Source organism: Geminocystis sp. NIES-3708, from assembly GCF_001548095.1.
Classification (GTDB): domain Bacteria; phylum Cyanobacteriota; class Cyanobacteriia; order Cyanobacteriales; family Cyanobacteriaceae; genus Geminocystis.
This window is the reverse complement of sequence record NZ_AP014815.1, coordinates 2023240-2039544: the sequence shown is the minus strand read 5'-3', so window position 1 is coordinate 2039544 and position 16305 is coordinate 2023240. Positions and strand designations below refer to the sequence as shown.

The window sequence follows — 16305 nt, the reverse complement described above, 5'->3', positions numbered from 1 at the left end:
TAACTGAAAATCTCATTTTTTAACAAAAGCTAAAGAAGGTAATTGCCACCAAGGCACGAAAGGATATTGATGATGTTCTCGATGATAACTAAAATGATAACAAGCAATTAATGATAAAAAAACTGGTAAATAAAGACTTTTAATGGATAATATTTCTTCTTTTTGATTGCATTGACGATGGGGTAAATAAGTGCCAAAAAAAAATAATTGTAATGAACTTAAAATTAAAGGTAATGCCCAAAATAATAATAAATAAACCCAAGTAATTTTACAAAAATAAGCAATAAATAATACAACTGCGGATAAGCGAAATAAATGTTTAACACTCAAATATTTATTCATAAACTCTCCATACCACCTTAAAAAACTTATATTATTAGTATTATGAAAATCAGGATCAAGATTTGTTCCCGAAAAACGATGATGTAAAAAGTGCTTTTCTTTTAAATTTTCATAAGATAAACAAGCATATAAGGTGAGGCAAAAACTACCAATAAAATGATTTAATTTTATATTAGTAGGGAATATAAGACCGTGCATGCCATCGTGTGCAATGATAAATAATCCCGTATTCAAAAAAGTTTGCCATAGAATTAATAATAAAATAATAAGATAATTAATTTTAGTTAAATCATTGATTTGATACATTGAAAATGTTAGTATCCAAAGGGCAATAATCACTAAAGCAATAACTAAACCCAAGTAATTACCCATAATATTTTTCTTTTTCTCTAGCAAAATTTATCTTTAAATCCAGAAAATAAACAAATAAATCGAGATTTCTAGGGTATCACGATATTCTCCTCTGTTGCTGTGGCAAAATCCGTACCTCAACACTAAATATTTTTTAGAGAAAGAATGTTAAATTAGTTACATAATTTTACAAATTTGGGGTTTAACTTATGCCTTTTACTATCGATTCAGCTCGTACAATTTTTCCTCAAACTCTAGCGGCTGACGTAGTACCTGCTACTATTGCCAGATTTATACAACTAAGTGCAGAAGATCAATTAGCATTAATTTGGTTCGCTTACTTAGAAATGGGTAAAACCATTACCATTGCTGCTCCAGGTGCTGCCAGTATGGTTTTAGCTGAAGCAACCCTCAACGAAATCAAAACTATGACTCCTCAAGAGCAATCACAGTTAATGTGTGATTTAGCTAACCGTGCAGATACCCCTGTTTGTCGTACTTATGCTGTTTGGTCTGCTAACGTCAAACTTGGTTTTTGGTATCAATTAGGAGAATTTATGGAAAAAGGTATCGTTGCTCCTATTCCTGAAGGTTATCAACTTTCCGCTAATGCGAATTCAGTATTAGATGCTATCAAAAAATTAGAACCTGGTCAACAAATCACTGTACTTCGTAACGCAGTAGTTGATATGGGCTATGATGTTAGCAAACTTGGTAACTATACTGCTATATCTGAGCCTGTTGTCCCTCCTCAAGAAGTATCTAAACGTACTAAAGTGACCATTGAAGGTGTTACTAACTCTACAGTTCTCAACTACATGGATAATTTAAACGCCAATGATTTTGATACTTTAATTGAATTATTCCTTCCCGATGGTGCATTACAACCTCCTTTTAAACGTCCTATCGTTGGTAAAGATAATATCCTTCGTTTCTTTAAAGAAGAATGTCAAAACCTTAAATTAATCCCTCAACACGGTATTACTGAACCAGCAGATGGCGGTTACACTCAAATTAAAGTAACAGGAAAAGTACAAACTCCTTGGTTTGGCGGTAACGTCGGTATGGATATTGCATGGCGTTTTCTTCTTAATCCCGAAGGCAAAATTTTCTTCGTTGCGATCGATTTACTAGCATCTCCTAAAGAATTATTAAACTTAATACGCTAAATTTTCCTGCCCAAAAAATTGATCTAATAAAAACATTAATCCTAAGAGTTTTTCTTTAATGAGAGACTCTTTTTTTGTTTTTTTCTCAAGTATATTGATAAAATATGAGGATGTTTAAATTTTCTTATCTTTTTTAATACAATATTATGACTACGATCATTACTGAATCAGGATGGACAACTAAAGAAATAGAAATTAGTCAACAAATTTTAAATAAAGCTTATCAGCGAGAAACAGAAACTTTAGTGGCACAGGTACAACACCAAATCAATAACATGACTGACATAGCACAATTGTGGCAAGTCCATGATCTTTTAAGTGCTAAACGCTATGATCTTGATGGTAAATATGATGCCAGAGAATCGATGTTAATTTTTACGTTTGCTCAACTTCTAAAAGAAGGCTGGATAAGTTTAGAAGAATTACACGGTTTAGATCAAGCAAAACTAGCTAAAGTTTCTTCTTTATCTAAAATATAAAATCTACTTTATTCCGCTATTATAAAACATATAGTAAGCCTAAATTAATCAAATAAATAACTTTTCTTTATTTCCTTTAACTTCGTTAATAAATAGAGAAAATAATTATCTCGCTGATAAATTTAGGTTTATGATCAGATTCTTATTTTTTATCTTTTTTACCATAAAAATACTTTTGGCGATTAATTCTAATTTATCTATATTTACTAAAAAATAAAATACGTTATATGAGTGAAAAAAATGAGGAAATTATTTTACTCCCTGATGAATGGGCAACAAGAAAATTAGGACAAAAATTAGCAGAAGAATTAACAGCTAATAGCGTTTTATTACTAAGTGGTAATTTAGGGGCAGGAAAAACAACTTTAATTCAAGGATTAGGAGAAGCATTAGGAATAAAAGAGGCGATTGTTAGTCCTACTTTTACTTTAATTAATGAATATTTTGAGGGAAAAATTCCCCTTTACCATATTGATTTATATCGTTTAAACTCCCAACAAATAAAAGAATTATACTTAGAAAATTATTGGCAAGGTATAGAATTTGACGCTGGAATAACTGCCATTGAATGGTCTGAATTATTACCAAATTTACCACCTAAATATATGAAAATAAATTTAGAAATGGATTACAAACTAGGTAGAAAAGTAACAATTATTAGAAAGATTTGAAAGATTACAAAACATAAATACATAATTGGTATTACTAAATATTTTTAAGCTCTTTTCATAATATTAAAAATATGATAATAACGAAGAAAAATACCCTCATTTACAAAATAAGCAATTAACATAAAGAATTAATCGTTAATTGTTGAATTATGTTTTCTTTAACTAAAACCAGCTCACGACAAAGAGAAATAGTTGAAATAGTCTTAGGTAATGGTTGGGATTATATGCGGGGAATTCTCACAGTCGGAAAATCCGATAAACCACAACTCCCTCCACCAGAAGTATTTCGTAAAATTCTTGTGCAACTAGGTCCTTTTTACGTTAAATTCGGTCAATTATTAAGTACTCGTCCTGATCTATTACCACCAAAATATATCGAAGCCTTAACCGCACTTCAAGCTCAAGTTCCCCCTGTAGCATGGGGATTAATTGAACAAACTTTAAAAGAAGAACTTAATCAACCTTTAGATAAGGTTTTTAGTATAATTGATCCAAATCCTATCGCCGCTGGTTCGATCGCCCAAATCCATCGAGGTACATTGATTACGGGAGAAGAAGTCGCCATTAAAGTTCAACGTCCAAATATTGATCGCATCGTCAATCAAGATGTTATTCTTATTAAAGGTGTTGCAGAAATTATTGCCTTAACTGATTTTGGTAACGATTACGACTTCATCAATTTAGCCGATGATTTCACCAAAGCGGTATTAGCTGAATTAGATTTTCGTCAAGAAGGAAATTTTACCGAAAAATTACGTTTAAATCTTAGTCAAAGTAGTTGGTTTGATACTGAACAATTAGTAATTCCTAAAATATACTGGCAATTTACCACAAATAAAGTATTGTTTATGGAATGGTTAGACGGTAAACCTATTCTATCCGCTAATATTCCTGATACTAGCAGTAAACGTCAAGAAGTAAGTACTCTATTGTTTAGAGCTTTTTTTCAACAAATATTTATCGATGGTTTCTTTCATGCTGATCCTCATCCGGGTAATATTTTTTATTTAGATGACGGTAAATTAGGCATTATCGATTGTGGCATGATTGGCAGACTTGATCCCCATACTCAACAATTATTAACAGAAATGTTACTAGCGATAGTCGATATTGATGCTCAAAGATGTGCACAATTAACCTTAGAATTATCTGACAGCAACACCGCTAATACAAACTTATCTCAACTCGAAAATGACTATCAGAGAATGTTGAGAAAATATTATAATCTCAGTCTTTCTCAATTAAATTTTAGTGAAGTTTTTTACGAAGTTTTGCAGGTTGCTCGAAATAATAAAATTAAATTACCCGGCAACATGGGATTATTTGCTAAAAGTTTAGCTAATTTAGAAGGTGTCGCTCGTAAATTTAATCCAAATATCAACCTACTTGAAGAAATTAAACCCCTCATAACAGATCTTTTTCGTCGTCAATTTTTAGGTGACACACCCTTTCAAACTCTTTTTAGGACGGTTTTGGATTTAAAATCTATTTCTTTGCGATCGCCTCGTCAAATAGATGTAATATTAGATCGTTTAAGCTCAGAGACATTTCTTTGGAACATACGCATCAAAGAATTAGGCGGTTTAAGGCGTAGCTTAGATGATTCAGCGAATCGACTATCTTTTAGTATTGTCGTAGGTTCATTAACCATAGGTGCTGCTATTATTTCCACAGGGGCAACTACAAGACAACTGATATTATTAAGTAACATTCTGTTTGCCGTTGCTAGTTTACTCGGACTATGGTTAATCGTTAGTATTATCAGATCTGGTGGACTAAAATAAGTTAAAGAGCAAAGTTATCTTAGAGAAAATATTTTAATTCTTTAATTCCTTTGTCTTGCCATTTTAAAAATTATGAGCTAGGATGTTTTCAGTCAAAAAGAATAAATACCGTTTAGGAATAAAGGAGGTGGTGCCCATGATAGAAAGTAGTAAGATGGTGGGTTTTAAGGTGATTCAAACTCGGCTGTGTGCTGAGGCTGTTTAACCAAGAAAATTGAAACAACAAAAAGCCAAAGGTTTTAGTAATAGTTTTTGATTTAGCTTGAAATTCCACTCAGCAGTCTGACACTAGAACAACTAAAAACCCACTGCACAAATAAATGCTCTTATAACTCTTGCCAATGGTAAAAGCTAGAGAGCATTTATACTAAAAACATTTTTTATTGCATTCAAATCCAACATCCAACTAAATCAAGTTGTTTAAGAAAAAGTTAAGAAACATTAACATAATCCAAAAAACTAAGCGATAAAAAAATCTTTTTATGTTATGATGAATAAAAAGTAAATCTGTTGACTGAAATAGCTGAAAAGTTTTATAAACCAGTAAATAGTAAAATCTTAAGGTGTGAGGATACCTAACCATGAAAAAAAATTTTTGGAATTCGATCAAATTAACTCCCGTATTAGTGGGTGCTAGTCTTTTAGCTACCTCTCAGGTAAAAGCTGAAGAAATTGCTCAGGTAAATGCTGATGCACAAATCATTAATCAATTAGATAGTTATAGTACTGAAGGTAGTAGCACATCTAAGGATCAAGTAACCAGCGTATCTCAACTCAGAGACGTATCTCCTACCGATTGGGCTTTTGAAGCTCTCCGTAGTTTAGTAGAACGTTATGGTTGTATCGTTGGTTATCCTGATCGTACCTTCAGAGGAAATCGTGCATTAAGTCGTTATGAGTTTGCCGCAGGTTTAAACGCTTGTATGCAGCAAATGGAACGTTTGATTGCGGCTAGTGAAGCGGTAATGAAAGAAGACATCGAAAAACTAAAACGCTTAATGGCTGAATTTGAATCTGAATTAGCTGCGTTAGGTGCAAGAGTAGATAACTTAGAAGGTAGAGTTGCTTTCTTAGAAGATCACCAGTTTTCTACTACCACCAAGTTGAAAGGGGAAGTTATCATGGCTTTAACCCAGAATTTCAGCAGTGGTAACCAAGCTATTTTAGCTGATCGTGTCCGTTTAGCCTTAAATACCAGTTTCACTGGAGAAGATAATTTAGTTACTCGTTTATCTGCAGGTAATGCTGGTGCTTTCAATGCTGATTATAACAACCGTTTCAGAACTAGCGGAGATCCTGTGACTAGAGTGGATGGAAGTGGTAATAGTGCACTTTTAAATCAGACTTTTAACCTTTATCCTGGTCAAAATAATGATGTTCAAGTTGATTGGTTAGCTTATTATGCACCTATTAAATTAAGTGAAAATAGCGAAATCAAAACCTATGTAGCTGCTTTTGGTGGTATTCATAGTGACTATGCCCCTACTTTAAATCCTTTCTTTGAAGATTATGATGGTGGTAATGGTGCATTAAGTCCTTTTGCGTCTGAAAGTCCTATCTACCGTATTGGTGGTGGTACTGGGGTTGCATTCAGCTATCGTTTAGGTTTCCTCGAAAGTTTGTTGGGTCCTAGCACCGCGACAATCAGTTATTTAGCTGGTGGATCTCCTAATTCTCCTTTAGACGGACAAGGTCTATTTAATGGTGACTATTCTCTCTTTGGTCAACTTAATTTCAATATCTCTGACAGTGTTGCTCTTGGTTTCACTTATGTTAATGGTTTCCATAAATCAGATAGCCCCGTATTTGGAGGCGGTGCTGGTAGTGGTTTTGGCATTGTTGGTACACAATTGGCAAACCAAAGTAATTCTCAGTTAAATAGTGTTCTCGAAAATAACTTTGGACCTGGTGTTACTGTTGATCAGCAAGATAAAATCAGTAATTCTTATGGTGCACAATTTGCGTGGCGTGTAGGTGATGGTGTTAGCTTAAGTGCTTTCTTCAACTATACTAATCTTACCAGAATCGGTCGTGGAAATGATGATATTTGGAGCTATGGTGGTGGTATCGCATTCCCTGATTTATTCAAAGAAGGTAGTGTTTTAGGTATCTTCGCTGGTGTTCAACCATATAATGGTTCTGCATCTTACTTCATTAATGATAATGGCGTAAGTCGTCAAACTCGTATTTCTAATGATACTGTTCCTCTTCACATTGAGGCATTCTACAGATACCAATTAACTGACAATATCTCTTTAACTCCCGGTGTTATTTGGGTTAATTCCACTAACCAAGGAAATAGTGATGACCAAGTTATTGGTACTTTAAGAACTACCTTTACATTCTAAGATAGTCCTTGAAAATTATCTGAAATATACTAAGCCTTACTTGTTAATTCAAGTAGGGCTTTTTGTTTATGCTGAAAAATATAATAAAGCAGACTCATTTAACTTACATTTTTTTCTAACTTCTAACAAGGCAACGATGCTCAAGCCCATTGTTAACTTTGTCTTGACTTAAAAGTTTACCTTTTCTCTCTTCCCTATCCCCTGATATAATTACTAAAAACTAACCGAAAATCCTAATTATTGATGATCAATTATCCTCCTATATTTATCTCTTTGATTCCCAATCTAATGGGTGGAGAAGGGCATATTATTCCTTATCATATCTCTATTACTGAAGCAACAAAAATTCTTGGTTGGCATCATGAGGTAGTGTATTCTCCTGAAGAAAATTTACCTGATTTGCCTAACAATTGGTATGGTGAATTAAGAGGCAATAAATTAGAAATAGATGAAAATTTTTGGCATAAATTAAGGCAAATAAAAATATTTACTGATAGTATTCAATCTTATTTAAAAAAAAAATTATTTAATAGTAAATCATCTCAAAATTATATTATTTTTATAGAAAGATTTATTCATTTACAATTGTTGGCTTTATGGTTATCAGTTTTATTTTTACCAAAAGACAACTTATATATTTGGGTTTTATATAGACACAATTTTCATCAACATAAAACAAATTTTATCTATAAACTTTTAAATAAACTGTTAAAAAAAGCTGTAAAAAAAAATCATTTTCATTTATTTAGTGATAGTGAATTATTAGCTGATTCTATGAGTAAATATTTTGAAGAATCTTTTACTGTGATGCCGATTCCTCATACTGAATTTGTAGAAAAGAGATCTCATGATAATGATAATATAATTTGTTGGTGGGCAGGGCCTCCAAGAGAGGAAAAAGGTTGGCAAATTATTAAAAATTTAAGCCAATGTCAAACTTCTTTGGCTGATAAGTTTATTTTAGTGGCGGCAAAAAGTGCTGATTTAATTACTATTAATCATGGGGTAAAAGTTGTTGCAACAGAAGATAATTTACCCCGTGAACAATATATTTCTTGGTTGGCAAAAACGGATATTATGTTAATACCTTATGATGAGATCGCGTATCAAGAAAGAACATCAGGAGTTTTTACTGAATCAGTCATTGCTGGAAATATTCCTTTAACAATGAAGGATACTTGGATGGCAAAAGAATTATTAAAGTTTGGTTTAGATAAATTAATCATTAATTGGGATAATCCACAAAAAGTTTGGCAAGAAATTGAGCAGATTATTAAGTGTCAACAAACCCAAATAAAATTAAAGATTATGCAGAAATCTTATCGGGATTTTCATAATATTTCAAGTTTTGCTCATCAATTTAAAATTAACTTTATCGAAAATAAATAAATTTAAAAAATATGTAAACTTTTAATTATTATGAATAATATATTTAAGATTTTTGTACATTGCTAATTAATAATTGTCAATTGTTCATTAATCATGAATAATGAGTTATTGATCTATAAATAAAGTTATTCCACATGACCTTAGAATATCCAGAAGATTTAAGATACCTTGATTCTCATGAGTATGTACGCTTAGACGGAGAAATAGCAACTATCGGTATCAGTGCTTTCGCTATTGAAGAATTAGGGGATATAGTTTTTCTCGAATTACCAGAATTAGGGGATGCCATTGGTGTTGAAGATAATATTGGTACAGTTGAATCAGTTAAAGCTGTTTCTGAACTTTATTCTCCTGTTTCTGGTACGGTAATTGATCGTAATGAGATGCTAATTGAATCCCCTGAAATGATAGCTGATGATCCTTATGGTGAAGGATGGTTAATTAAAGTTAGGTTAGATAATCCAGATGATGATTTAGAAGATATTTTATCAGCTTCTGAATATAAATCTTTAGTTGAACCGCAAGAAGAATAAAGCAATCTACCATCAACAATTAACAATCAACAATTAAATTATTTTTGCTACTCCTAAATATTTAACACCTTCAGGACTAACTTGAAAACGACAGGGTAAGATTTTTACTCTCTGATTCATCGCTTCATTAAATAAATCTCCATAAGTAGCATCATATTGTTTGCCAACGGCAAAAGTTTCGCAATCTTCTCGATTGATAAAATATAACATCACTGGTTTAACATCTTGTGGTAATGCCATTAATTCTTGTAAGTGTTTTTGTCCTCTAAGAGTTTCAGTATCAGGAAATAAAGCTACTTCGTTTTCAGCGAGAGTTGTATTTTTTACCTCTACATAAATTGGTGGTTGAAATTCATCACCAGTCAAAACAAAATCAATTCTACTTTTTCCATCATGACCAAATTTTACTTCGCTTTTTACTTGAGTATATTGTGACGCTAACTCAGGAATTAATTGTTGCTGTAAGGCTATTTTAATAATACGATTAGGTAAAGCAGTATTAATTCCCACCCAAATGGGATTATTTTCGCCAACGGCTATCATTTCCCATGTATAAGCTAATTTACGCTTAGGGTTATCGCTTTTAGATACCATTACATGACTACCTACGGCACATAATCCTAACATCGGACCGGTATTTGCACAATGAGCAGTAATTAATTCCCCTGTTTCTAATTCAATATCTGCTAAAAAGCGTTTATATCTTTTTTTTAAAATACCTGATGTTAATGAAGGATAACGGTATAAAAATGTATCAGTAGTCATGGAGTTAAAAATTAGTTATTTTTTTTGTCAGCAAAGAAAACACTAAAGAATGCTTCTCAACATCCAAGCATTTTTCTCATGGAGACTCATTCTTTGAGTTAATAAATCGGCTGTGGATTCATCATTAGCTTTTTCAGCAATAGGAAATACACTTCTTGCCGTTCTTACTACTGCCTCATTACCTTCTACCAATAACTTGACCATTTCTTCTGCTTTTGGTACTTTTCGGGTTTCTTCAATAGAAGACAACTCTGCATATTCACTATAGCTACCGGGTGCAATATATCCTAAAGTTCTAATTCTTTCAGCAATACTATCAACGGCTAAAGCTAATTCGGTGTATTGTTGTTCAAACATCAAATGCAAGGAATTGAATAGTGAACCTGTAACATTCCAGTGAAAATAATGAGTTTTTAAATATAATGTATAGGTATCAGCTAAAAGACGACATAATCCATCAGCAATATCTTTTCTATCGTTTTCTTCAATACCAATATTTACAGGTGCGTTTTTACTCATTTTTTTTATTTTATAATGTCATATCCTTAATAATAGTATTTTAAATTATAATTTCCTAGAATTAATCTGTTTTCATTCCTAGTTCTTTTTATTAATCTCGATTACTTCCATAAGAGAATGATCTAAGGGAATCATTAAAGCTTCTTCATTACTTGTCTTAGGTTCTATTTCGATGATAGGCTCATTTAAAGCAATGATTAAACTTTCATTATTGGATGTTGGTTGATTTTGTTGTGCCATTTGCATTAAAGGCATTCTGTTATCATTAAAAACACTACCAATAGCTGTTAATACCAGAGCGGCGATCGCACCACCACCCCATAACCAAATTTTTCTTTGTTGGTTTTGTTGATCTACTTTTGCAAAAACTGCTTCTGAAAGTTCTTTAGATGAATATTCAGATTGAGGAGTCGGTAAATTATTTATTTCTTGACGTAAGTATAATAATCTTCGATATAAACCTTGAATTTCAGGATCATGGGACAATAATTGTTGCACTTCTTGACGTTGTTCGGCAGTTACTTCACCATCTAAATAAGCACTTAAAAGTTCAAATGTACATTTATCAGGGGGGTGTGAATGATTAGTCATCATATGATGTCTCCTTAACTTAAAAATAGAATAAAAAATTAATTATGGTGATTATCGAGATAAGGTTGTAATAATAATTGCAGTCTATTTCTTGCTCTTGCTATTCTTGATTTTACCGTACCTAGGGATACTTGGGTAATTTCCGCAATCTCCTCATAGCTTAAACCTTGTATTTCCCGTAAAACTATTGTGATGCGAAAAGTATCGGGTAAATCGGCAATAGCTTGTTTTAGTTGATCATAAAATTCTACAGTAGTCAAATTTTCATCAGGTAAAGGCAAATCTGATGCTATTTCCCATTTTAACTCATTATCCTCGGTAGTGATGGAAGCATCCAAAGATAAGGGAGTTGCAAATCGTTTCTTTTTGCGAAGTTGATCATAAAATAGATTTGTCGTGATACGACTCAACCAGCCTTTAAATTTAGTGGGATCTTGTAAACTGTTGATTTTTTTATAGACTCTAATCCAAACTTCTTGAGATATATCACCTCTATCTTGCCAATCAGGTGCTAAATTATACAAAATTTTATCTACATAACTTTGATGACGGCGTAATAATTCAGAAAAAGCAGCCCTATCAGGTTGATGACCTTCTTGACAGCGTAAAATTAAATCAGGGTTAGATAATTGTTCAACTTTCACTCTTTGCTGTATAAATGGAATAGAAAAATTAGACCAAGATAGAGAACTAGATGATACCATAATATATTCTAAGCTGATTTAAGAATAGTTGTACTTAAATCGACTATCTACACCAAAAAAAGTTCCTGATCTTAAATCAAGATTTACAACTGATAAAAAACTGTGATCGAGTCTATCTTTTTTTATAATGATGAAATATAGTTTTTGAATATTTTAAATTATTAACAAAAAAATACTTGGAAAATTAATTTATCTTACTTCTATAGAATAGGATTTTTTTGATGAATTAATCAGTGGATAAACCCATTTTTTCTTTTATTTTAAACCATTTTTTTCTTAGTTTCCAAAATTTACTACTTTCCATTGCTTTAATTACTTCTTTATTTACCTCTAATTGTGTTTGTAAATATTTTAAATTATTTTCTAAACTAATTTTATCTTGATGATATTTATCAATAATATGATGTATATTTAAAACTTCACTATTTTGTTTTTCTATGAATTTTTGTTGTTCAACTAATATTTGTTCTAAATGTTTAATTTGAAAGTTTAAATCTTCTTTCTCATTTTTATTAATATGGATAGTTTTTTCTAAGTTACCTATTTTAAATGTTAAATCTTCTAATTCTTCATCTTTAATTTTAATGTTATTTTCTAAATTATTAATATGATGTTTTTTGTCATACTCTGAAAAACGAATAAAATTATCAAATACATTAACTGGAGTAGTAAAAAAGTTACACCAATGGGAAAATTCTTTGGCTAAATAAAAATCATTTAAACCATCAAAATAAATATATTGATAATTATGACTAGCTAAAAAATCAGAAATATTAGTTTCTTTTTTAATAGGAGAATTAGGAATAGTTGCCTCTAAAAGAATTATTTTTGGACGAAAATTTTGCCAATCATTACCTAAAATTACTTTTTCTTCCCAACCTTCAACATCTATTTTTAAAAAATCAATGGGTTGATTTACATATTGACGACAAATATCAGCCAATGTCTTCATCGCAACAGGATATTCATGTAAAGAAAAACCATCTTTTTGTGCTAATTTTTCCGCCATTTCACCATCAAAAGTTGATAATCCAGTATCTAATAATTCATGAAAATTTAATTCTCCTTTTTGATCACTAATCGCTATATTAAGATTAATATCATTGGGGCGATCATTTTCAAGTAAGTGAAAAAATTTAGACACTGGTTCAATATTAATACCTGTCCATCCTTTTTCATAAAAAGCCTTTGTAACAGAATCATAAATGGGATGATGAGCCCCAATATCAATATAAAAACCTCTTTTTTGATCTTTAAAAATACGATTTAATAAAACATCTTCAAAATTTTGTGCGTAAGAGATAAACATAATATTTTCTGAATTTGAATAATAAACTAACGATAATTTTTACTTAAATTAAACCTAATTTTTGTAAACGTTTTATATATCTTTTACCGGCATTTATAGGAGAATAATCAACGGCTATTTTATTTTGTCCAGCTAAAGCAATATTTTGAGTTTCAGAATGATTTTCTACTATTTTTTGCATAATCCAAGCAGCATGATTTAAGTCAGGTTTTGCCCATTTTTGTCCTTGTGCAAAAGGATATTCATCTGGTTTTAAAGAAACTAATTTATAATCTACAGGGAAACCTGTTTCTTGATTGATAAAATCACAGTTACCTGAATAATTAGTAGCAATTACTGGTTTACCTAATAACATTGCTTCTGCTAAAGTATAACCAAAACCCTCAGAACAATGCAGGGATACATAACAGTCACAACAATTCATTAAAGCCATAACCTCACTATGATTTAAATATTCATTGATAACAATAATATCGTCCTCTTCTTCAATTATTTCTAACAATTTTTGATAGTTTTTATTATCAGGATCATAACCTCTAGTTTTGATAACTAAACCAGTAGAAATATCTGATTTTTGATGACGAAAAGCCTTTCGATATGCAGTGATAACAGCTTCAGGATTTTTACGACTAGAAAAAGAGGCAAAATCAAAATTAAAATGAAATAAAAATCGATCTTTTGGTAAGTTGAAATATTCACGATTTACTGCTTTAACATTTCCAATAACTACTGCTGGTGGCATAAATAAAACTGGAAGCGAAAGTTTAGCTTGTAAAGCAACTTGTACAAATTTAGATTCTACCCAAACTTCATCAATATTACCATAATTAGCTACCCATTCTTGAGGAAACTTACTTAATTCCCAAGCTGGCATATTAATGGTAAAATCAGGTTTATTCCTATAATTTTTTACTTCTTGTTGTACTATTCCTAATTGATCGGCATTTACTTTATAAATATGTATAGGAGAATTAATTTTTGACACCAATAAATCACGTACTTGAAAGTCATTTTGACGGACAAAATTATTATCAATATGATAACCTTTAACGTTGATATTGACAGACTGTAAACTATTAATAACCATTCTACCAGCTTGTCCCACACCAGTTTCAGTTTTTAAATAACCAATAACATTGATGGGAAACTGGGATTTTTTTTGTGAAAAAGAAAGAGATTTATAATGACTAAGTTTACCAGAAATCTTATCTAAAATTGGTTGTAAAAAATAATATTCAAATTGATTTTCTTCTGCTGTTTCTAAAAACCAAAAAGTATATCTTTTTCTATCTTTATTATTATTAAAAATATTAAAACTTTGTTGCAAATCTAAGCGAGATTCCCAGAAAAAAACCATCAAGTTAGTTAAGGGAAAATCTGATAAATTATTATTAAAACTCCGATTAAATTGATTCAAGTAATCACAGAAAGAAAGGAAAGGATTTTCATACCAAACATTTTTTAATTTTCGATATATTTGCCTAATAATAGTAGAAATAAAAACACCGTTAGTAAAATTACCATAACAATATTTAGGCATAATATTATTCTGAAAACTATAATATTTAAGTTTAGAGATATAATTATCAATTAACTCTTGTAAATCTTCAGATAAATTGCCATGAAAAGCATTAGTATGTTTTGATAATCTTTGATTATTATTAATATTTATACCGCTAAAATGAAAGAATACTAAAGGTTGTCCATCAACGAACCAACTTTGCTCTTTTTTTTCTAAATTTCTTTGTAATAAATTCCAATAAGCAACATTAATATTAGTATCTTTTAAAATTTTGACATTATCATAAAATGCAGGTAACAAATCAACAAACTTTTGATCAACAAAAATCCCATTATGTTGTTCATTTACACAATAAAAACGTAATTTTCTTCCCCACCAATGTAAAAAATTAATGACTTGATGACTATTATTTACAGCAATAAATCCTAAATTATAAATTCCTGATTGCATTACCCCAATATCCCCCGGATAAGTGTTTTCTTCTGAAGGTTTAGTAATGTGAGGAGTAATGACAAAATTTGAACCATTATCTAAGGCTAAAAATACTGATTCCATCGGGGAAAATAGCTCAATGTCAGGATCTAAATAAACTACTTGATCAAAATTATATTCTTCAATTAATAACTGCATCATAAATGGTTTTACCGCAGTATTAAATTCCATAATATCATAACGAAAAGCAAAGTCATAAAAATCAGGAATATTTAATTTTTCAGCTTCTATAATGGTGATATTTTCTATTTCTAAAGGAAAGAGAGAATCTTGTTTATCAGCTAAACATAAAAAAAGTTTAGATTCAGGATGATATTTTAGCAGTGAATTAAATAATATTCTAACATAAGGAAAATAATTGTTAGAGCAAATACTCATAATTGCTCTTTTTTTATGATGGTTCGATTTTGTTAAAGATACAATAGAGTTATTGCTCATTATTTCTTAAAGTTTCTAGTAGATTAAAGCTAATTTTATTTTATGGGGACAAAACAATAGAATATCATACTATGCTTTGGAGAAAATAATATTATTATCTATAAGGATAAGAAAGAAAAGAAAGGAGAAGAAAGAAAAGAGATATATAAAAAAATAAATGTGTAAACTTTACGATACTGCCAAAGGTTACTACTGATAGCTAACATTTATAAAAATCTGATAACTCACATAGTAAGATTGCTATAGTTAATAGTCACATAGAGTAAAATAAAATTAATTGTTATAAATAGATGGTTATGCTAGAAATTAATATCCCTAATATTGGTATCAAAATTATTAAAAACAAAATTAAAGCTGAAATAAATTGTATAGAGAAACAAAAAAAATTAGATTCTGAAGAACAATTATTGTGGCATAATATTGAAGAACAAATTAAATATTTTCAAGGTTTTATTAATACAGCAAAATCTAGATCTGCGAGACGGAATAACTTACCTAACTCATGGACAAAAAAGCCATTTATTTTTTTACTAAAACCTTTTACTTTTATCTTTTTCAAGATTTTAAATTTTTTATTTAAAGATCAAAGAGAAGTAAATTTTAATGTTTTACAGGCTTTAGAAGAATCGGTTAAAATTAATCAAATGCTAGTGCAACAAATAAAAATTATTAATAAAAATACTGAAGAAGATTTAATTAGTTTAAAATTTATCGATTCAGATTTAAAAGATAAATATGAGTATTTAATAGAAAAAATTAATTATTTAGAAGAAAAATAGAAAAATTGTTGACATCAGAAGAAAATAAAAATTATTTTGATAAAGGCAAAGTAAATCAGATACTCTAATTATTGGACTTCTTGCAGAAGTCAGGTAATGGAGAATGGGCAATAGTTATTA

At 30.3% G+C, this 16305-nt stretch carries 15 protein-coding genes; 8 read left to right on the top strand and 7 right to left on the bottom strand.

The window, feature by feature from the left end; all coding sequences use genetic code 11:
• Positions 1 to 12: 12 nt before the first annotated feature.
• On the bottom strand, positions 13 to 714 hold the full coding sequence (locus tag GM3708_RS09005; RefSeq protein WP_066345767.1) for a fatty acid desaturase: 702 nt from the start codon (positions 712 to 714) through the stop codon (positions 13 to 15).
• A gap of 188 nt (positions 715 to 902) precedes the next feature.
• Here GM3708_RS09005 and GM3708_RS09000 point away from each other — a divergent pair, with 188 nt between their 5' ends.
• From GM3708_RS09000 to gcvH, 7 genes are all read left to right on the top strand, one after another.
• Complete coding sequence (locus tag GM3708_RS09000; RefSeq protein ID WP_066345765.1) at positions 903 to 1862, top strand: orange carotenoid-binding protein; 960 nt, start codon at positions 903 to 905, stop codon at positions 1860 to 1862.
• Positions 1863 to 2008: 146 nt separating this feature from the next.
• Entirely contained in the window at positions 2009 to 2341 is a 333-nt protein-coding gene (locus GM3708_RS08995) for a hypothetical protein (protein ID WP_066345763.1), read from the top strand.
• 227 nt (positions 2342 to 2568) lie between these two features.
• A complete protein-coding gene (gene tsaE / locus GM3708_RS08990; RefSeq protein ID WP_066345762.1) occupies positions 2569 to 3012 on the top strand; it encodes a tRNA (adenosine(37)-N6)-threonylcarbamoyltransferase complex ATPase subunit type 1 TsaE in 444 nt (147 codons plus the stop codon).
• 149 nt (positions 3013 to 3161) lie between these two features.
• A complete protein-coding gene (locus GM3708_RS08985; RefSeq protein ID WP_066345757.1) occupies positions 3162 to 4796 on the top strand; it encodes an AarF/ABC1/UbiB kinase family protein in 1635 nt (544 codons plus the stop codon).
• A 581-nt stretch (positions 4797 to 5377) separates the two neighbouring features.
• Positions 5378 to 7144, top strand: a complete 1767-nt coding sequence (locus tag GM3708_RS08980; RefSeq protein ID WP_066345751.1) for an iron uptake porin — start codon at positions 5378 to 5380, stop codon at positions 7142 to 7144.
• 243 nt (positions 7145 to 7387) lie between these two features.
• On the top strand, positions 7388 to 8533 hold the full coding sequence (locus GM3708_RS08975) for a hypothetical protein (RefSeq protein ID WP_066345749.1): 1146 nt from the start codon (positions 7388 to 7390) through the stop codon (positions 8531 to 8533).
• Between the two features lie 134 nt (positions 8534 to 8667).
• Positions 8668 to 9066, top strand: coding sequence for a glycine cleavage system protein GcvH (gene gcvH / locus GM3708_RS08970; protein WP_066345747.1), 399 nt, complete (start codon positions 8668 to 8670; stop codon positions 9064 to 9066).
• Between the two features lie 33 nt (positions 9067 to 9099).
• On the opposite strand, the gene sfsA is transcribed toward gcvH, so the two are convergent.
• The 6 genes from sfsA to GM3708_RS08940 form a co-directional block, all read right to left on the bottom strand.
• A complete protein-coding gene (sfsA, locus tag GM3708_RS08965) occupies positions 9100 to 9831 on the bottom strand; it encodes a DNA/RNA nuclease SfsA (RefSeq protein ID WP_066345746.1) in 732 nt (243 codons plus the stop codon).
• A 42-nt stretch (positions 9832 to 9873) separates the two neighbouring features.
• Complete coding sequence (locus GM3708_RS08960) at positions 9874 to 10350, bottom strand: Dps family protein (RefSeq protein WP_066345744.1); 477 nt, start codon at positions 10348 to 10350, stop codon at positions 9874 to 9876.
• Positions 10351 to 10428: 78 nt separating this feature from the next.
• Positions 10429 to 10941 (bottom strand): anti-sigma factor, encoded by a 513-nt coding sequence (locus GM3708_RS08955; protein WP_066345739.1) that lies wholly within the window; start codon positions 10939 to 10941, stop codon positions 10429 to 10431.
• 38 nt (positions 10942 to 10979) lie between these two features.
• Entirely contained in the window at positions 10980 to 11645 is a 666-nt protein-coding gene (locus GM3708_RS08950) for a sigma-70 family RNA polymerase sigma factor (RefSeq protein ID WP_066345737.1), read from the bottom strand.
• A gap of 226 nt (positions 11646 to 11871) precedes the next feature.
• On the bottom strand, positions 11872 to 12954 hold the full coding sequence (locus tag GM3708_RS08945) for an FkbM family methyltransferase (protein ID WP_066345734.1): 1083 nt from the start codon (positions 12952 to 12954) through the stop codon (positions 11872 to 11874).
• 43 nt (positions 12955 to 12997) lie between these two features.
• Positions 12998 to 15406: a glycosyltransferase gene (locus GM3708_RS08940; protein WP_066345732.1), complete on the bottom strand. Its 2409-nt coding sequence runs from the start codon at positions 15404 to 15406 to the stop codon at positions 12998 to 13000.
• 296 nt (positions 15407 to 15702) lie between these two features.
• On the opposite strand from GM3708_RS08940, the gene GM3708_RS08935 reads away from it, so the two are divergent.
• Entirely contained in the window at positions 15703 to 16185 is a 483-nt protein-coding gene (locus GM3708_RS08935) for a hypothetical protein (RefSeq protein ID WP_144439301.1), read from the top strand.
• Positions 16186 to 16305: the final 120 nt, after the last annotated feature.